General features: G+C 37.4%; 15 protein-coding genes and 1 riboswitch. Of the genes, 7 read left to right on the forward strand and 8 right to left on the reverse strand.

Features of this window, described 5'->3' with window-relative positions; all coding sequences use genetic code 11:
* Positions 1 to 15 precede the first annotated feature (15 nt).
* The 4 genes from JNUCC52_RS18985 to ytzI all read right to left on the reverse strand — a co-directional run bounded on the left by JNUCC52_RS18985 (position 16) and on the right by ytzI (position 1,797).
* Entirely contained in the window at positions 16 to 1,065 is a 1,050-nt protein-coding gene (locus tag JNUCC52_RS18985; RefSeq protein WP_337980549.1) for a metal ABC transporter solute-binding protein, Zn/Mn family, read from the reverse strand.
* Positions 1,066 to 1,171: 106 nt separating this feature from the next.
* A complete protein-coding gene (gene yidD / locus JNUCC52_RS18990; protein WP_139860316.1) occupies positions 1,172 to 1,405 on the reverse strand; it encodes a membrane protein insertion efficiency factor YidD in 234 nt (77 codons plus the stop codon).
* On the reverse strand, positions 1,402 to 1,563 hold the full coding sequence (locus JNUCC52_RS18995; RefSeq protein WP_173477629.1) for a hypothetical protein: 162 nt from the start codon (positions 1,561 to 1,563) through the stop codon (positions 1,402 to 1,404). The genes yidD and JNUCC52_RS18995 overlap by 4 nt, the downstream gene beginning before the upstream one ends.
* Positions 1,564 to 1,656: 93 nt before the next feature.
* Positions 1,657 to 1,797: a YtzI protein gene (ytzI, locus tag JNUCC52_RS19000; protein WP_337980550.1), complete on the reverse strand. Its 141-nt coding sequence runs from the start codon at positions 1,795 to 1,797 to the stop codon at positions 1,657 to 1,659.
* Positions 1,798 to 1,930: 133 nt separating this feature from the next.
* On the opposite strand from ytzI, the gene JNUCC52_RS19005 reads away from it, so the two are divergent.
* A complete protein-coding gene (locus JNUCC52_RS19005; protein ID WP_173477628.1) occupies positions 1,931 to 2,248 on the forward strand; it encodes a transposase in 318 nt (105 codons plus the stop codon).
* A gap of 34 nt (positions 2,249 to 2,282) precedes the next feature.
* Here JNUCC52_RS19005 and JNUCC52_RS19010 read toward each other — a convergent pair whose 3' ends face one another.
* A complete protein-coding gene (locus JNUCC52_RS19010) occupies positions 2,283 to 3,755 on the reverse strand; it encodes an L-lactate permease (protein ID WP_337980551.1) in 1,473 nt (490 codons plus the stop codon).
* A 257-nt stretch (positions 3,756 to 4,012) separates the two neighbouring features.
* Between JNUCC52_RS19010 and JNUCC52_RS19015 the strand changes: the two genes are divergently transcribed.
* From JNUCC52_RS19015 to JNUCC52_RS19025, 3 genes are read left to right on the forward strand one after another with little or no spacing between them, the layout of a single operon-like run.
* The gene (locus tag JNUCC52_RS19015) at positions 4,013 to 4,573 is read left to right on the forward strand and encodes a helix-turn-helix domain-containing protein (protein WP_173477626.1); all 561 of its coding nucleotides are present in this window, start codon (positions 4,013 to 4,015) and stop codon (positions 4,571 to 4,573) included.
* Positions 4,574 to 4,632: 59 nt separating this feature from the next.
* Entirely contained in the window at positions 4,633 to 5,100 is a 468-nt protein-coding gene (locus JNUCC52_RS19020) for an NUDIX domain-containing protein (protein ID WP_337980552.1), read from the forward strand.
* Positions 5,084 to 5,860 (forward strand): alpha/beta hydrolase family protein, encoded by a 777-nt coding sequence (locus JNUCC52_RS19025; RefSeq protein ID WP_337980553.1) that lies wholly within the window; start codon positions 5,084 to 5,086, stop codon positions 5,858 to 5,860. Before JNUCC52_RS19020 ends, JNUCC52_RS19025 begins: the two co-directional genes overlap by 17 nt.
* A 272-nt stretch (positions 5,861 to 6,132) precedes the next feature.
* Here JNUCC52_RS19025 and JNUCC52_RS19030 read toward each other — a convergent pair whose 3' ends face one another.
* Together JNUCC52_RS19030 and pckA are read right to left on the reverse strand one after the other, a co-directional pair.
* Entirely contained in the window at positions 6,133 to 7,092 is a 960-nt protein-coding gene (locus JNUCC52_RS19030) for an alpha/beta hydrolase (RefSeq protein ID WP_337980554.1), read from the reverse strand.
* 103 nt (positions 7,093 to 7,195) lie between these two features.
* Complete coding sequence (gene pckA / locus JNUCC52_RS19035; protein WP_173477622.1) at positions 7,196 to 8,782, reverse strand: phosphoenolpyruvate carboxykinase (ATP); 1,587 nt, start codon at positions 8,780 to 8,782, stop codon at positions 7,196 to 7,198.
* 202 nt (positions 8,783 to 8,984) lie between these two features.
* Positions 8,985 to 9,103: riboswitch (SAM riboswitch) on the forward strand.
* A gap of 254 nt (positions 9,104 to 9,357) precedes the next feature.
* On the opposite strand from pckA, the gene metK reads away from it, so the two are divergent.
* Positions 9,358 to 10,554: a methionine adenosyltransferase gene (gene metK, locus JNUCC52_RS19040; RefSeq protein ID WP_139860749.1), complete on the forward strand. Its 1,197-nt coding sequence runs from the start codon at positions 9,358 to 9,360 to the stop codon at positions 10,552 to 10,554.
* A 292-nt stretch (positions 10,555 to 10,846) separates the two neighbouring features.
* Here metK and JNUCC52_RS19045 read toward each other — a convergent pair whose 3' ends face one another.
* On the reverse strand, positions 10,847 to 11,359 hold the full coding sequence (locus JNUCC52_RS19045; RefSeq protein WP_139860748.1) for a gamma carbonic anhydrase: 513 nt from the start codon (positions 11,357 to 11,359) through the stop codon (positions 10,847 to 10,849).
* Positions 11,360 to 11,494: 135 nt separating this feature from the next.
* Here JNUCC52_RS19045 and JNUCC52_RS19050 point away from each other — a divergent pair, with 135 nt between their 5' ends.
* Positions 11,495 to 12,301 (forward strand): alpha/beta hydrolase, encoded by an 807-nt coding sequence (locus tag JNUCC52_RS19050; protein ID WP_173477621.1) that lies wholly within the window; start codon positions 11,495 to 11,497, stop codon positions 12,299 to 12,301.
* A gap of 129 nt (positions 12,302 to 12,430) precedes the next feature.
* Positions 12,431 to 13,939 (forward strand): alanine/glycine:cation symporter family protein, encoded by a 1,509-nt coding sequence (locus tag JNUCC52_RS19055; RefSeq protein WP_173477620.1) that lies wholly within the window; start codon positions 12,431 to 12,433, stop codon positions 13,937 to 13,939.
* The last annotated feature ends 190 nt before the right edge of the window (positions 13,940 to 14,129 follow it).

Genomic DNA, 14,129 nt, shown 5'->3' on the forward strand with positions numbered 1-14,129 from the left:
GTACGGTTGTTTGGATTACTGATGCTCATTAAGAGCTTTCTCTAACGTTTGTAAATTTTTCTTCATTAATGTAAAGTACGTTTCCTTATTTTTTACATCATCGTTTGTTAGCACACTTAAATTATGAAGTACAAGTGATTGAGCACCAACTTCTTTTTGAATGACTTCTGCTAATTTTGAAGAAACATTTTGCTCGAATAAAATGTAATGAATATTTAAGTCATTTGCTTTATCGACGATAGCTGTTAGCTCTTTTTGAGATGGTTCATTTTGTGAGTTTAAGCCTGCAATTGGGACTTGTGTTAAACCATATTGGCCAGCAATGTAGCCAAATGCTGCATGCGATACAAAAAATGTTTTGTCTTGAGTTGCATCAGCCATTGCTTTATATTCAGTGTCTAACTCTTGTAGCTCTTTGACTAAAGCTTCATAATTTGCTGTAAAAGTCGCTTCTTGAGCTGGCATTTTTTCAACTAATGTATTTTTAATAGATAGTGCTAAATCTTGACTAATAATAGGTGAAAGCCAAACGTGTGGATCAACACTACCATGATCATGAGCTTCATGCTCATCATGGTGATCTTCCTCCGTTGCATCATGCTCATGGTCAGCATGATCTTCCTCCGTTGCATTATGCTCATGGTCTGCTTCTTCTTCTTCGTCATGCGAATGACCAGTGCTAACCGCTAATTTTTCGTCCGAAATTTGAGCTGCAGTTGCAACCATTGATACATCTTCGTTGGCTAACGTTTTTTTAGCATTTTCAACAAAGCCCTCTAGCCCTAAGCCGATGTAAAAAAATATATTTGCATCTGCTAATTTCATCATATCTTTTTGTGTTGGCTCAAATGTATGCTCGTTTGCACCAGGAGGATAAATAGAGGACACTTCTACATATTCGCCCCCAATTCGCTCTGTAAAGTAGCTCAATGGATAGACTGTTGTATAGACAGACAACTTGTCTTTATTGTCCGCCGTCTGTTTTGCTGTTGATGATTTATCACCGCAGGCAGCTGTAAATAGTGCAAGCACAGTAATCAGGAAAAATAGAAATACTTTTTTCATATAATAGATACCTCTTTCAAATAGTAATCATTACGATTTATTTTTTTGACAGTTTCTATAATAACGTACATCGGAAAAAAGTACAAGAAAAAATGACCTTCGAAAATTAATTCTTTTTCGAAGGCCATTTATCGGGCACAGGATCAAAGCCACCAGGATGAAGTGGTTGGCATTTTAAAATCCGTATTACGGTTAATATTAGTCCTTTAATAGCACCGTGCTTTTGAAAAGCTTCTAATCCGTAGGAAGAGCATGTAGGGTAGAAACGGCACGTTGGTGGCGTCATAGGTGAGATGAATTTTCTGTAAAACTGAATGAGCCATATAAAGGGATATTTCATGCTTGACCATCCTTATGATGTGAATTTGTTTGCTCAGGCTTAGCATCGATTGTTTGGGTAAAAAAGTCGCCTTTTTTCTTAAGAATAACAATGACGGAAACTCCAAACATTAGCATCATCATAGCAATCATAATTATTATTGGTAATGGCACACCCATTGTTTTCACTCCAATTTCTTTTCGTTATTGTAATTTCAAGTTTTCGAGCAAGCTCGAAAAAATCTGGACGCAAATACGCCTTAGCGTAATTGATTATTCTTGATGAAAGTTTTGTTTAGGCTTTTCATCTACCGTATGTTTAAAGGCATAGGCACGGTTGACACTTATTATCGTAGCAGTTGTAACTAAAATAACGATAATAATTGCTACCGTTAAGAGCGAGACCAAACTCATTGCAATCACTCCGTTCTTGTTCATTATACCTATTATAAAATAGATGCTCTAGTTTAGTTGTGAAGGAAGTTTGACATTCCAGCGAATAAAACAAACGCTTTACCACCATACTATGGAAAAAGGGGTGTTGTTAATGGATCGTCAGCGTGTATATTTTTCCCTTGCCCATAAAACATATTATACAAATCCATATGAGGGTCAATGGAATTTCGAGCTTAATGTAGATCGACAAGCATTGGATGTTTTCGAAAAAATATTTCAACAAATGCAACTGTTAGAAATTGCGAATGGATGGCGTGCGCAATTACCTTATTTACAATATCATTTGGACAGAGAAAATGACGAATTAGATTTACGATTAAAGAAAATTTACGCACTCATTCACGAATATGGAGACGAGGATACAAAGGAATTTGTTGAACAGCTCCCATATTTTAATAAACGTGTCTAGCTTTTTGTGCTAGACATTTTTTATGTTGAATATCTCACTGTAGGAATAGTAAATGGATAATGATTTCTATAAAAATAATGGCAAGTGTGCCTAGACCAACCATAGCTAATTTTATTTGTATAGTGTTTTCAAGTGTAGTAGTTATTTTACAAACAGAACAGCTTAAGGCGACTCGAGATGGGTTTACCATTGTCATTAAAGATGAACTAACATTTTGGATACAAGCGAGTAAAGTGGGAGAAGCTCCAATTTGTACTGCAGTTTCTGTTTGTAAGCGAATAAACATCGTATTTGAAGCCGTATTACTGCCAGTTAAAAATCCTCCCGTAGCGCCAATTAAAGGTGTAATAAATATAAAAAGCGAACCAAAAGAGTTTGCAGCAGTTAAAGAAAGTAGTTGTATCATCTTTGCCTCCGACATCATTTCAGAAACAACAATATATAAAAAAGTAGTAAGCAATACTGGATAACATTTATTGATAGTTAACTTTATGCTATCGAGTATTGATGTTTTATTTAAACGGAAGAGTAAGCATGTAAAAAGACAAACAATGAAGAGAAAAAATCCTGGTGAATATAGAAAAGATAACTGAAAATGATACGACGGTATTGTTATCGTCAATAAATGACTTAAAAAACTTTGAATGGGTGGAATGGTTCTAGAAACAAATAATAGAACAATTAATAGCAAATAGGGAGAAATATTTTTGATAAATGCATTAGAAGGATTTTGATTGCCCCTCTTGTGTAAAGTAATCATAATAAAAATAGTTGAAACAACAGTTAAAGAGCCAACTAAACCTGCAAGCTCGACACTGATGAAACGATTACAAATCCACACGCTAAAGCCTAATAACAATCCTATCCAAAGTATTTGCACTTGTTTCTTTTTCATGGCTTTTTTTCCTACCCCAATGTAAGTAACGAGGAAGGCGAAATAAATATAAAGAGGGATGCACATTAGGGCACTACCGACACCTAAATCTTCTAATGGAATGTTTCCTATTGATGCACCAATAATTGTACCCATCGCTAGTGTACCCCAAGGAATTATACATAAACTAATTAATGCTATGAGGGAAGATTGAATAGCATTAAATTTTAAAGCTATTAAAATAGGTGCAATAACAATTACCGCTAAACCAAACCCACTTACCGATTCAATTAAAGGTGAGAGGCCTAGAGCCAACAATAACACCTGATATGTTTTGTCATCGGTAGAGGTAGCAATGGCCGAAGCAATTTTTTGTATAGCCCCTGATTTCTCCATTAAATGAAATAATAAAATACCAAAAAATAAAATATAAATAACTGGTACTGTTGTAAGAAAACTTTTAATGAAAGGTTTAGGAAGTAACTCGACGCTTGTGTGAAAGGCAGGAGAAATAGCGATACCTGTTGTAAGTATGCAAGCTATAATACCTGTATAAATAGAAGATTTTTTTAAAATAAATATCATAAATAAAATACTAGCTAAAGGTAATAGTGCTAAAATGACTTTTAACATTAAACATCACTCCTATGTATAATTTATTCACTATAGTATATTTTATTTTAACTAAAGTGTAAATATGTGTTGCTAGTCATTGTTTCTAGAATAAGGGTATACATTTTATAAGTTGATTGTTGTAGAACATGTGCAATATCATAGTAGAAGGACAATCTCTGAATAGAAAAGAAATTTTCACTATAGTAAAAATAATAATAGGACGAACTAAAATGGATAAGATCGCTTAAACTGCAGTAGTGAGAGGAGCTTTTATAATGGGATTTGGAAAGCAAGTAAATGCTATTAGGAAAAAAAATAAGATGACATTGCAGGAGCTTTCAGCAGTAAGTAATGTGAGTGCCTCGATGCTATCTCAAATTGAAAGAGAAGAAAAAAATCCAACGATTCAAGTAGCCTGTCAAATTGCGGAGGCTTTAAATACAACTCTTTCTGCATTGTTAGATCAGCAAGAAAAAAGGGATATTGTCGTGATAAGAAAAGATGAACGCCCAATCTATGTCGACGAAAAGTCTGGGTTTCAACGCCACTTATTATCACCTTCTGTTCCTTCTAGAGGCATTGAGTTTGTTTTAAATATCATTCCTGCCAATAAAGAATCAGGCATTTTCCCAGCTCATAAATCAGGAGTGAAAGAGTATATTTTTGTTAAAAGCGGAAAGTTACGTGTTGAATTAGGACGTGGCGCTTTTTGTGAAGAATTAGACGCAGGAGATTCCTTCTTTTTTGAAGCAGATACAGAGCATCGATTTATCAATAAGACGAATGAAGAATGTCACTATTTCCTTGTGATTGATTCCTCGCAGTATATGAAATAATAAGTCAGCAAAATGTAATGAATACATTCGTTACAATATAATAATAGGAGTGGAATGGAATGTTTTCATTTACAGATTTAAATGGTTTTCAAGTAGATTTAAGCTTTACAAGAGGGGAGTTTGAAGTGGAGCCTAGGCATGTACTCATCTTGTTAAAGCATAAAAATAAATGGCTATGCACGATTCATAAGCGACGTGGCGTGGAAGTGCCAGGTGGTAAGGTAGAACCTGGGGAAACTTTAGAACAAGCTGCTGTTAGAGAAGTATTTGAAGAAACGGGTGTACATGTGAAAAATCTTCGTTGGTTTGCAGAATATGCTGTCCACGGTGATCAATTATTTTGTAAAACAGTATTTACTGCGCAATTTGTAAGTCAAGACAAAGTGGAGTTTGATTTGGAGACATCAGGTATGGTTTGGCTCACAGATGAAGAGTTTGCTAACCATCCAAATTTAAGCTTTCATATGAAAGATGAAGGTATGCAAAAAATGCTAGAGGAGCTGAAGCGCTATGACGATCAATGGTGAAATAGTTGAAAAACGTCCATACCCTTCACCGAATCCAGCTATTCGCTTATCCGAAATTACTTATGTATCACTTGGATTACGGGTTAAAGGCTTGCTAGCTGAGCCTAAGGCAGAAGGTACATACGATGGTTTTTTATATTTACGTGGTGGAATGCAAAGCATCGGTATGGTGAGACCAGCACGTATTGCCCAGTTTGCCGCACAAGGTTTTATCGTTTTTGCCCCATACTATCGAGGGAATAGAGGAGGAGAAGGTCGTGATGAGTTTGCTGGTCAAGATCGTTATGATGCAGTGCATGGAGTAGATGTGCTAAAGCAATTTTGCAATGATAATATTCATGTGTTTGGCTTTTCACGCGGAGGTATTATGGCACTGTGGACGGCAATTTTGCGAAAAGATATTACATCTGTCGTTACGTGGGCAGGGGTGTCGGATGCGACAGCAACTTATTGGGAACGTACGGATATGCGCCGTATGATGAAGCGTGTAATTGGAGGTACGCCTAATCGTGTACCAGAGGCATATGATGCACGTACACCATTATTTGAAGTTGAACACATTACAGCCCCTGTGCTTATTATTCACGGCTATCGTGATGAAAATGTCGATATTGAACATGCAAGGCAATTAGCATTTTACTTAGAAGATGCCAATAAAACGTATGAAACATGGTATGATCATCGTTTTGCACACCAATATCCACCTGCTCAAAATCGTGAAACTGTGCGTGCTTTGTGTAAATGGATGAAGCAACAATGAGATGCAAATAAAGGGACAATTGGTGAGGTGGTGACCGAGAGGGTGACTGGCACTAATTGTGTGAGTGTCTGGAATTGTTTGAGTGACAGGCACAAAATTATTATAAAAATCCACTGCGCCTTCTGTGGGCTATAGGGAAGCCGCAACCGTCGCTAGATGCGTCCTGTGTTGCAGCTTACGCTATTTGGTTACCATAGAAGCGTTCGTGGATTTTTATTATTTTAGTTGTAAGAAATAGGACTAGTATAGTGAATTGTGTGAGTGACAGGCACTTATTCGTTTACGTAGGCACTTAAGAAGGCTTGAATTGTTTCCCAATATGTTGCTCCTGCGACATTTTCAGCTCTACCGTGTCCAGCCCCTTCAACTAGTAATTTTTCTTTTGGCACATTGGCAGCTTCATAGACTTCATCTAGCATTGAAGAAGGCACGAATGTGTCAGAACTACCATGGATAAACAGCATCGGTGTTTGTGATTTAGCTACTTGTTTTACTGTATCGGCTTCACCAAGCGTATAGTCTGCTTTGATTTTCGTTACAGCTGAAGCAAAATTCATGATTGGAAATGCAGGCAGATGGAAGATTGCTTTAAGCTGATACGAAAATTCGCCCCAAACAGAAGAATAGCCACAATCCTCAATGATTGCCTTTACATTTTTAGGTAATTCTTCGCCAGAGGCCATCATCACTGTGGCGCCGCCCATCGACACTCCAAAAAGGACAATTTCAGCATCATTATTTAATTGCACCGTATTGTCAATCCATGACACGACATCTAAGCGATCATGCCAGCCCATTCCGATATAGTCTCCTTCACTTTTGCCATGGCCTCTCGCATCAGGAATAAGTATATTGTAGCCCATGTCGTAAAAGTGTTTTGCATACTTGGTCATCTGTAAACCATCACTTGAATATCCATGGAAGATTAGGGCCCATTTATTTGAATCATTTTGATTTTTAATGGAATAAGCATGTAGCTTAAGTTGATCGAAAGATGGAATCGTTGTCTCTTCGTAATGACTGTTGAACCATGTTTCACGAGCTTCTTTCTCTTTCACTTCATTCGGATTAGAATCAATTAAATTATGTGGGGCATCCAGAACGGCTGTTTTATCAGATTGCGGATTTAACGCCAAGTTATAAAAGTAATTGCCTGCAATAAATCCAGCTCCAATAAACAACACGACTAATGATACTAGGATGCCAACTAGTATTTTGTATTTTTTTTTCATATGTATCCTCCAATACTATCCAAAAAATGAACATTTGAAGATTATTTTTTATAGAAATGGGTAAAAAAAAGGGAACGAATAAATCGTTCCCTTAGTCGCATTATTATTTTAATGGACCACCAAGTTTAGTGATTGCTTCAGAAACGTTTGAGAATTTCTTGAAGTTATCATTGAATAAACCAGCAAGTTCTGCAGCTTTTACATCATAAGCAGCTTTGTCTGCCCAAGCATCGCGAGGGTTAAGAACTTCTGAAGGTACACCTTCAACTGCTGTAGGGATGTGTAAGCCAAATACAGCGTCCTGTGTCGTTTCAACATTGTTCAGTTTGCCATCGATTGCAGCACGTACCATTGTACGAGTGTATGAAAGCTTCATACGGCTACCTGTACCGTATTCGCCACCAGTCCAGCCAGTGTTTACAAGGAATACTTGTGCGCCATGCTCATCGATTTTTTGACCTAACATTTCAGCATAAACAGTTGCTGGAAGTGGAAGGAATGGAGAACCGAAACATGTAGAGAATACTGGCTCTGGCTCTGTTACACCACGTTCAGTACCTGCTAGCTTCGAAGTGAAACCACTTAGGAAGTGATACATTGCTTGTTCTTTTGTTAATTTACTGATTGGAGGTAACACACCAAATGCATCAGCAGTTAAGAAGACGATTGTTTTTGGATGACCTGCAACAGATGGATCAACAATATTTTCAATAAATTGGATTGGGTAAGCAACACGTGTGTTTTCTGTTAATGAAACATCATCGTAGTCACAAACACGAGTTTCAGGATCTACAGCTACGTTTTCTAGAACAGAACCGAAGCGGATTGCGTTATAGATTTCAGGTTCTTTTTCAGCAGAAAGGTTAATTGTTTTTGCATAGCAACCACCTTCAATATTGAATACGCCGTTGTCAGACCAGCCGTGCTCATCGTCACCGATTAATTTGCGGGCAGGGTCAGCTGATAAAGTTGTTTTACCAGTACCAGATAAACCGAAGAATAATGCCACATCGCCAGCTTCACCTACGTTTGCTGAACAGTGCATTGATAGGATGCCTTGTTGTGGTAGTAGGTAGTTCATAATGCCGAAAATAGATTTTTTCATTTCACCAGCATATTCAGTACCACCGATTAGGATGATTTTCTTTTCAAGTGATACAATAATGAAAGTTTCAGAAGATGTACCATCGATAGCTGGATCCGCTTTAAAGTTAGGAGCTGAAATAACTGTGAATTCAGCAACATGAGAAGCTAATTCTTCTTGTGTTGGACGGATAAATAATTGATGGGCGAAAAGATTGTGCCAAGCATATTCATTGATTACTTGGATGCTTAATTGTGAATCTTTGTCAGCACCAGCAAAACCTTTGAATACGAATAATTCGTCACGTTCTTTTAAGTATTTAACTACTTTTACATATAAGTTATCGAACACTTCCGAAGAAATTGGTTGGTTTACTTTACCCCAGTCAATTTTATCTTTTGTGCTTTCTTCTTCTACCGTATATTTATCTTTAGGTGAACGACCAGTGTATTTGCCAGTTTCTGCACGAACTGCGCCATCTACTGTTAACATTGCCTCACCACGAGATGTAGCTTTTTCCGCTAATTGTGGTACTGAAAGTTGAACGTTAATGTTCCCACCGTTTAATAATTCCTTCAGTTCGTTTGCAATTTCTACTGAATTCATCGATTAAATACCATCCTTTTTTATAATATTCCCTTGAGTTTGAGGGAGTTTTTCTTAATTTCAAAAATAGTATAACACAATTGCTTTAATAATCTATACTAATTCAAAAATTATTTTCGTGTTTTAAATAACTTTCAACAAAAAGTCATAAAATAATTGACAACGTTCGACCTTTTACGTAAGATGAGGAATTGAACGGATACTCTTATCCCGAGCTGGTGGAGGGTCAGGCCCTGTGAAACCCGGCAACCTGCATGAACTATTTCACGACATGCGCTGGTGCCAACCTGATGCAAGGGGAAAACCCTTGAACGATAAGAGTGAAAGGTTACGAAGTCATTATTCCTTTCCTCATGTAAAGACGTGAGAAAAGGATTTTTTTTATTTTCATAATGAATGTAAAGGTAAGTATATACAATTCTTTCCTTATTATAATGACGGATCTTTCGAAATCCTCATGTTAAAAGCAACAACGGCTTGAAAGTTCTATCCTTCAGGAGCGAACTTGACATGGGTAATGAGTACCGTATTAATTTCGCAAATGCTATTTGTAAGAGTAATAGGAGGAAAACCAAATGACAAACCGTCGATTGTTTACATCAGAGAGTGTAACAGAAGGACATCCTGACAAAATTTGTGACCAAATTTCGGATGCCATTTTAGATGCCATTTTAAAAGAAGATCCAAATGCACGTGTAGCGTGTGAAACAACTGTAACGACAGGATTAGTACTAGTAGCAGGAGAAATTACTACTTCTACTTATGTAGATATTAAAGGTATCGTGCGTGATACTGTAGCAGAAATCGGCTACACACGCGGTAAATATGGCTTTGATGCTGAAAACTTAGCAGTACTAGTAGCAATTGGTGAACAATCACCAGACATTGCCCAAGGTGTAGACCAAGCATTAGAAGCGCGTGAAGGTTCTATGACTGATGCAGATATTGAAGCAATTGGTGCAGGTGACCAAGGATTAATGTTTGGTTACGCTTGTAACGAAACACCTGAATTAATGCCTTTACCAATTAGTTTAGCGCATAAATTAGCTCGTCGTTTAACAGAAGTTCGTAAATCAGGTGAACTAGCATATTTACGTCCAGACGGTAAAACACAGGTGACAATTGAGTATGATGAACACAACATCCCAGTCCGTGTCGATACGATTGTTATTTCAACACAGCATGATGAAGAAGCGACATTAGAGCAAATTCAATCAGATTTAAAAGAGTTAGTAATAGCTCCTGTAGTACCTAGTGAGCTATTAGATGCTCAAACAAAATATTTCATTAACCCAACAGGTCGTTTTGTTATTGGTGGACCTAAAGGAGATGCTGGTCTTACAGGACGTAAAATCATCGTTGATACATACGGTGGCTATGCACGTCATGGTGGTGGAGCATTCTCTGGTAAGGATGCTACAAAAGTGGACCGTTCTGCTGCATATGCAGCGCGTTATGTAGCTAAAAACATTGTTGCTGCAGGTTTAGCAGAACGTGCTGAAGTACAACTTGCTTATGCCATTGGTGTAGCACAACCCGTATCAATCGCAGTAGATACATTTGGTACAGGAAAAGTAAGCGAAAGCGATATCGTAAAATGGGTTCGCGATTTATTTGATCTACGTCCAGCAGGCATTATTAAAATGCTTGATCTACGTCGCCCAATTTATAAACAAACGGCAGCTTATGGTCACTTTGGCCGTACAGATTTAAATGTGCCTTGGGAAAATACGGACAAGGCAGATGCTTTAAGAGAAAAAGCAGGTCTATAAGCAATGGAAAGGGGCTACTTCATGGCCCCTTTCTAACTTGCTTCAGCATTCATACCTCACGTTTAAAGGTTGGGTTTGAATGCTGAAGCAAGTTACAGATTTTTGAAGAGCTTGTCAAGCATACAAAAAATCTGGACGGCAATTATGGATAGGCGTAAATGATTGCAAAAAAATTCGCGTCTTTCCGTTTACAGTTGGAAGGAAATCGCGAATTTATTTTTTATCCTGTATAAATGTGTTTTTACAAGAGCACCTACGCCTATATCGGCAGCCCTCGTATTTAGGGCATCCATTATTTTTGAAGAGATTTGTAATATTGACCTTTTTCGGCGTATTCTCTAACGATACGTTCCATGTCTTCTTTATCTTCAGCATTTAATTCACGTACGACTTTTGCTGGACGACCTAATGCTAAGCAATTAGGAGGAATGACTTTACCTGGAGGTACAAGACTACCCGCACCAATAAAAGCACCTTCTCCTATCTCTGCCCCATCCAACACGATTGATCCCATACCTATTAATGCATTTTTTCGAATTGTACAGCTATGTAAAGTTACTTGGTGTCCAACTGTTACTTCATCTTCGATTATTAATGGATATTTTGGACTCTGATGTAGACAGCAAAGATCTTGGATGCTTACTCGTTTACCAATTATTGTTGGCGATACATCGCCTCGAATAACAGTATTAAACCAAATAGTGGTTTCGGCACCAATCGTTACGTCACCAGTAACGGTTGCATAGTCAGCAATAAAAACCGATGGATCGATATTAGGGGTCTTGTCTTTAAACGGATAAATCATGCTAAACGCCTCTTTTCTTTCTTTGATGTAGTATTATCGTATCAAATGCGCAATTTTATGCAAATATAATTTTATAATGACGAGAATATTTCGTTATAATCAGTGTGTAACTATTTAATTAGGAGGACTATGTGAATGTGGAAATGGGAAGCTGATGGACAAGCGAAGGCTGTGATTGCTATTGTTCACGGTGCTTATGAAAATCACCGTTGGTACGCATGGCTTATTGAAAAACTCAGAATGGAAGGCTTCCACGTAGTCATGGGGGATTTACCAAATCATGGGGCAAATGCAAAACTATCACGAGTCCATGATGAGGACTTTAAAGAGTATAACAAATATACAAGGCATTTAATTGAAAATGCTTTTTCATATGATTTGCCAGTGTTTTTAATAGGGCATGGACTAGGAGCAACGTTATTATTGCATACAATGCATAAGAGAAAATATGAATGTGCAGGTATTGTTTTAACTTCGCCTTGGCTACATTTGAAACTACAGCCTGGTAAGTTATCAAATGCATTAACTAGCTTAAGTGCTTTAACGGCAAGTGTTAAAATGACACACGATATTTCTTTTGACAAATTAACGCGCAGTATTGAAGGCAGAGAGGAAATGAGGGACGAGTTTCCTTTTAAGTCAGTTATATCAGTGAAGTGGTATCGCGAACTCCAGCAAATGATGCGCAATTTAGCCGTCATGCCTAAAGCAGAATTTCCGAATACGCCTATGCTTATTATGACTGGCGAAAAAGATAGTATTACGGAAACGAGACAAACACGTAATTGGCTACATCAGCAAGAGTTTGCAGAATTCCAATTTAAGGAATGGGCAAAATGCTACCATAATCTATTCCATGAAATAGAGCGTGAAGAGATTTTTGTCTATATCCGAGATTTTGTTAATAATGCCTTGCGTAGAATTGGATATATAATTCAATAGAATGTTTCCCCTTCGAAAAATATTGTTGAATAAGATGTATAGTAACTTAAAAATAATGTTGTAATTTTCAGAAAAATGTAATACTATAATGTCTTAAAGTAAGAATATTCATATTTTGGGAGGGGTAAAATGGAAGGTATTGTAAGTTTTCTGAACAGTATTTTATGGGGACCGTGGTTTATTTATGGTATTTTATTGATTGGTTTATTCTTTTCGATTATTACACGGTTCCTACAAGTAAGACTCATTAAGGATATGTTCGTCTTAATGTTTAAAGGAGAAAAATCGGAAAAAGGAATTTCTTCTTTCCAGGCAATGTCGATTGCATTATCAGGCCGTGTAGGTACAGGTAATATTGCTGGTACGGCAACTGCAATCGCAATGGGGGGGCCTGGTGCAATTTTTTGGATGTGGGCAATTGCCTTCATTGGTGCTGCGACAGCTTATGTTGAGTCGACATTAGCACAAATTTATAAAGAAGAGAAAGATACCGAATACCGTGGTGGTCCAGCCTTTTACATTGAGAAAGGTATGGGGCAAAAGTGGTTTGCGGTAATTTTTGCGATTGCTGCGTTAATTGCAATGTTAATATTAATGCCTGGCGTTCAATCAAATGCAATTTCTGTTGCTGTTGAAAACGCTTTCGGAATGGATCCTTGGATTACAGGAATTATTATTATTGTATTATTAGGTGCCATTATTTTCGGTGGGGTTAAATCGATTGCAAATGTTGCACAAGTTGTTGTACCGTTCATGGCTTTAGCTTATATTTTAATGGCAATTGTTATTATTTTCATGAATATTTCTCAAGTACCTGCTGTATTTTCTTTAATTTTCTCTAGTGCTTTTGGTGCACAAGAAATATTTGGGGGTATTATTGGTTCAGCAATCGCTTGGGGGGTTAAGCGTGGGATTTATTCAAACGAAGCTGGTCAAGGAACTGGAGCGCATCCAGCTGCAGCTGCAGAAGTTTCGCATCCCGCTAAACAAGGTATTGTGCAAGCAGCTTCTGTGTACATTGATACATTATTAGTTTGTTCAGCTACTGCATTTATGATTTTATTTACAGGTATGTATAATGTTCAGAATGAAAATGCTACTGAAGGTACAGATCCATTTATTTACGTTGGGGAATTTAATCAAAACGGTCTTACAGGAGACGAACAAATTACGTTTGCGAAAAGTATTAAAGAAGGTGCTGCGTATACACAATATGCAGTGGAAACTTCATTGCCAGGGATTGGTTCAGAATTCGTAGCGATTGCATTATTCTTCTTTGCATTTACGACAATCATGGCGTATTACTATATAGCGGAGACGAATGTGGCCTATTTATTCTCAGGTCAAACCGAAAAGATTTTTATTTGGATAGCTAAGATTGCCTTTTTAATTGCTACATTTTATGGAACGGTTCGTACGTCGGACCTTGCATGGGCAATGGGGGATGTTGGCTTAGGTTTAATGGTATGGATTAATGTTATAGCTATCTTAATAATTATGAAACCTGCGATTCTAGCATTAAAAGATTACGAGAAACAGAAAAAAGAGGGCAAAGACCCTGTATTTGACCCTCGTAAACTAGGAATTAAAGGTGCAGATTTCTGGATTGATTACAATGATAAACGAAAAAATAAATAATGGATAAAAAGGGTCCTCTCAATGAGAGGACCCTTCAGACTGTAGACAAACTCGAAAAATTTCGAGTTTGCCTACAGTCTTTTTTCATTTTAAAATAAAAATAGATGTCTACTGCCGTTGATTTCCGCTACGTTCGGGCGCTTTCCGCGGGCACACACGTAAGCCGCAACCCTCGCTAACGCGCGGTTTG

The organism is Lysinibacillus sp. JNUCC-52, assembly GCF_015999545.1.
Classification (GTDB): Bacteria; Bacillota; Bacilli; order Bacillales_A; family Planococcaceae; genus Lysinibacillus.

Coding starts and splice junctions, on each gene's coding strand:
- JNUCC52_RS18985 (WP_337980549.1), bottom strand. CDS start 1,065: ATGAAAAAAGTATTTCTATTTTTCCTGATTACTGTGCTTGCACTATTT.
- yidD (WP_139860316.1), bottom strand. CDS start 1,405: ATGAAATATCCCTTTATATGGCTCATTCAGTTTTACAGAAAATTCATC.
- JNUCC52_RS18995 (WP_173477629.1), bottom strand. CDS start 1,563: ATGGGTGTGCCATTACCAATAATAATTATGATTGCTATGATGATGCTA.
- ytzI (WP_337980550.1), bottom strand. CDS start 1,797: ATGAGTTTGGTCTCGCTCTTAACGGTAGCAATTATTATCGTTATTTTA.
- JNUCC52_RS19005 (WP_173477628.1), top strand. CDS start 1,931: ATGGATCGTCAGCGTGTATATTTTTCCCTTGCCCATAAAACATATTAT.
- JNUCC52_RS19010 (WP_337980551.1), bottom strand. CDS start 3,755: ATGTTAAAAGTCATTTTAGCACTATTACCTTTAGCTAGTATTTTATTT.
- JNUCC52_RS19015 (WP_173477626.1), top strand. CDS start 4,013: ATGGGATTTGGAAAGCAAGTAAATGCTATTAGGAAAAAAAATAAGATG.
- JNUCC52_RS19020 (WP_337980552.1), top strand. CDS start 4,633: ATGTTTTCATTTACAGATTTAAATGGTTTTCAAGTAGATTTAAGCTTT.
- JNUCC52_RS19025 (WP_337980553.1), top strand. CDS start 5,084: ATGACGATCAATGGTGAAATAGTTGAAAAACGTCCATACCCTTCACCG.
- JNUCC52_RS19030 (WP_337980554.1), bottom strand. CDS start 7,092: ATGAAAAAAAAATACAAAATACTAGTTGGCATCCTAGTATCATTAGTC.
- pckA (WP_173477622.1), bottom strand. CDS start 8,782: ATGAATTCAGTAGAAATTGCAAACGAACTGAAGGAATTATTAAACGGT.
- metK (WP_139860749.1), top strand. CDS start 9,358: ATGACAAACCGTCGATTGTTTACATCAGAGAGTGTAACAGAAGGACAT.
- JNUCC52_RS19045 (WP_139860748.1), bottom strand. CDS start 11,359: ATGATTTATCCGTTTAAAGACAAGACCCCTAATATCGATCCATCGGTT.
- JNUCC52_RS19050 (WP_173477621.1), top strand. CDS start 11,495: ATGTGGAAATGGGAAGCTGATGGACAAGCGAAGGCTGTGATTGCTATT.
- JNUCC52_RS19055 (WP_173477620.1), top strand. CDS start 12,431: ATGGAAGGTATTGTAAGTTTTCTGAACAGTATTTTATGGGGACCGTGG.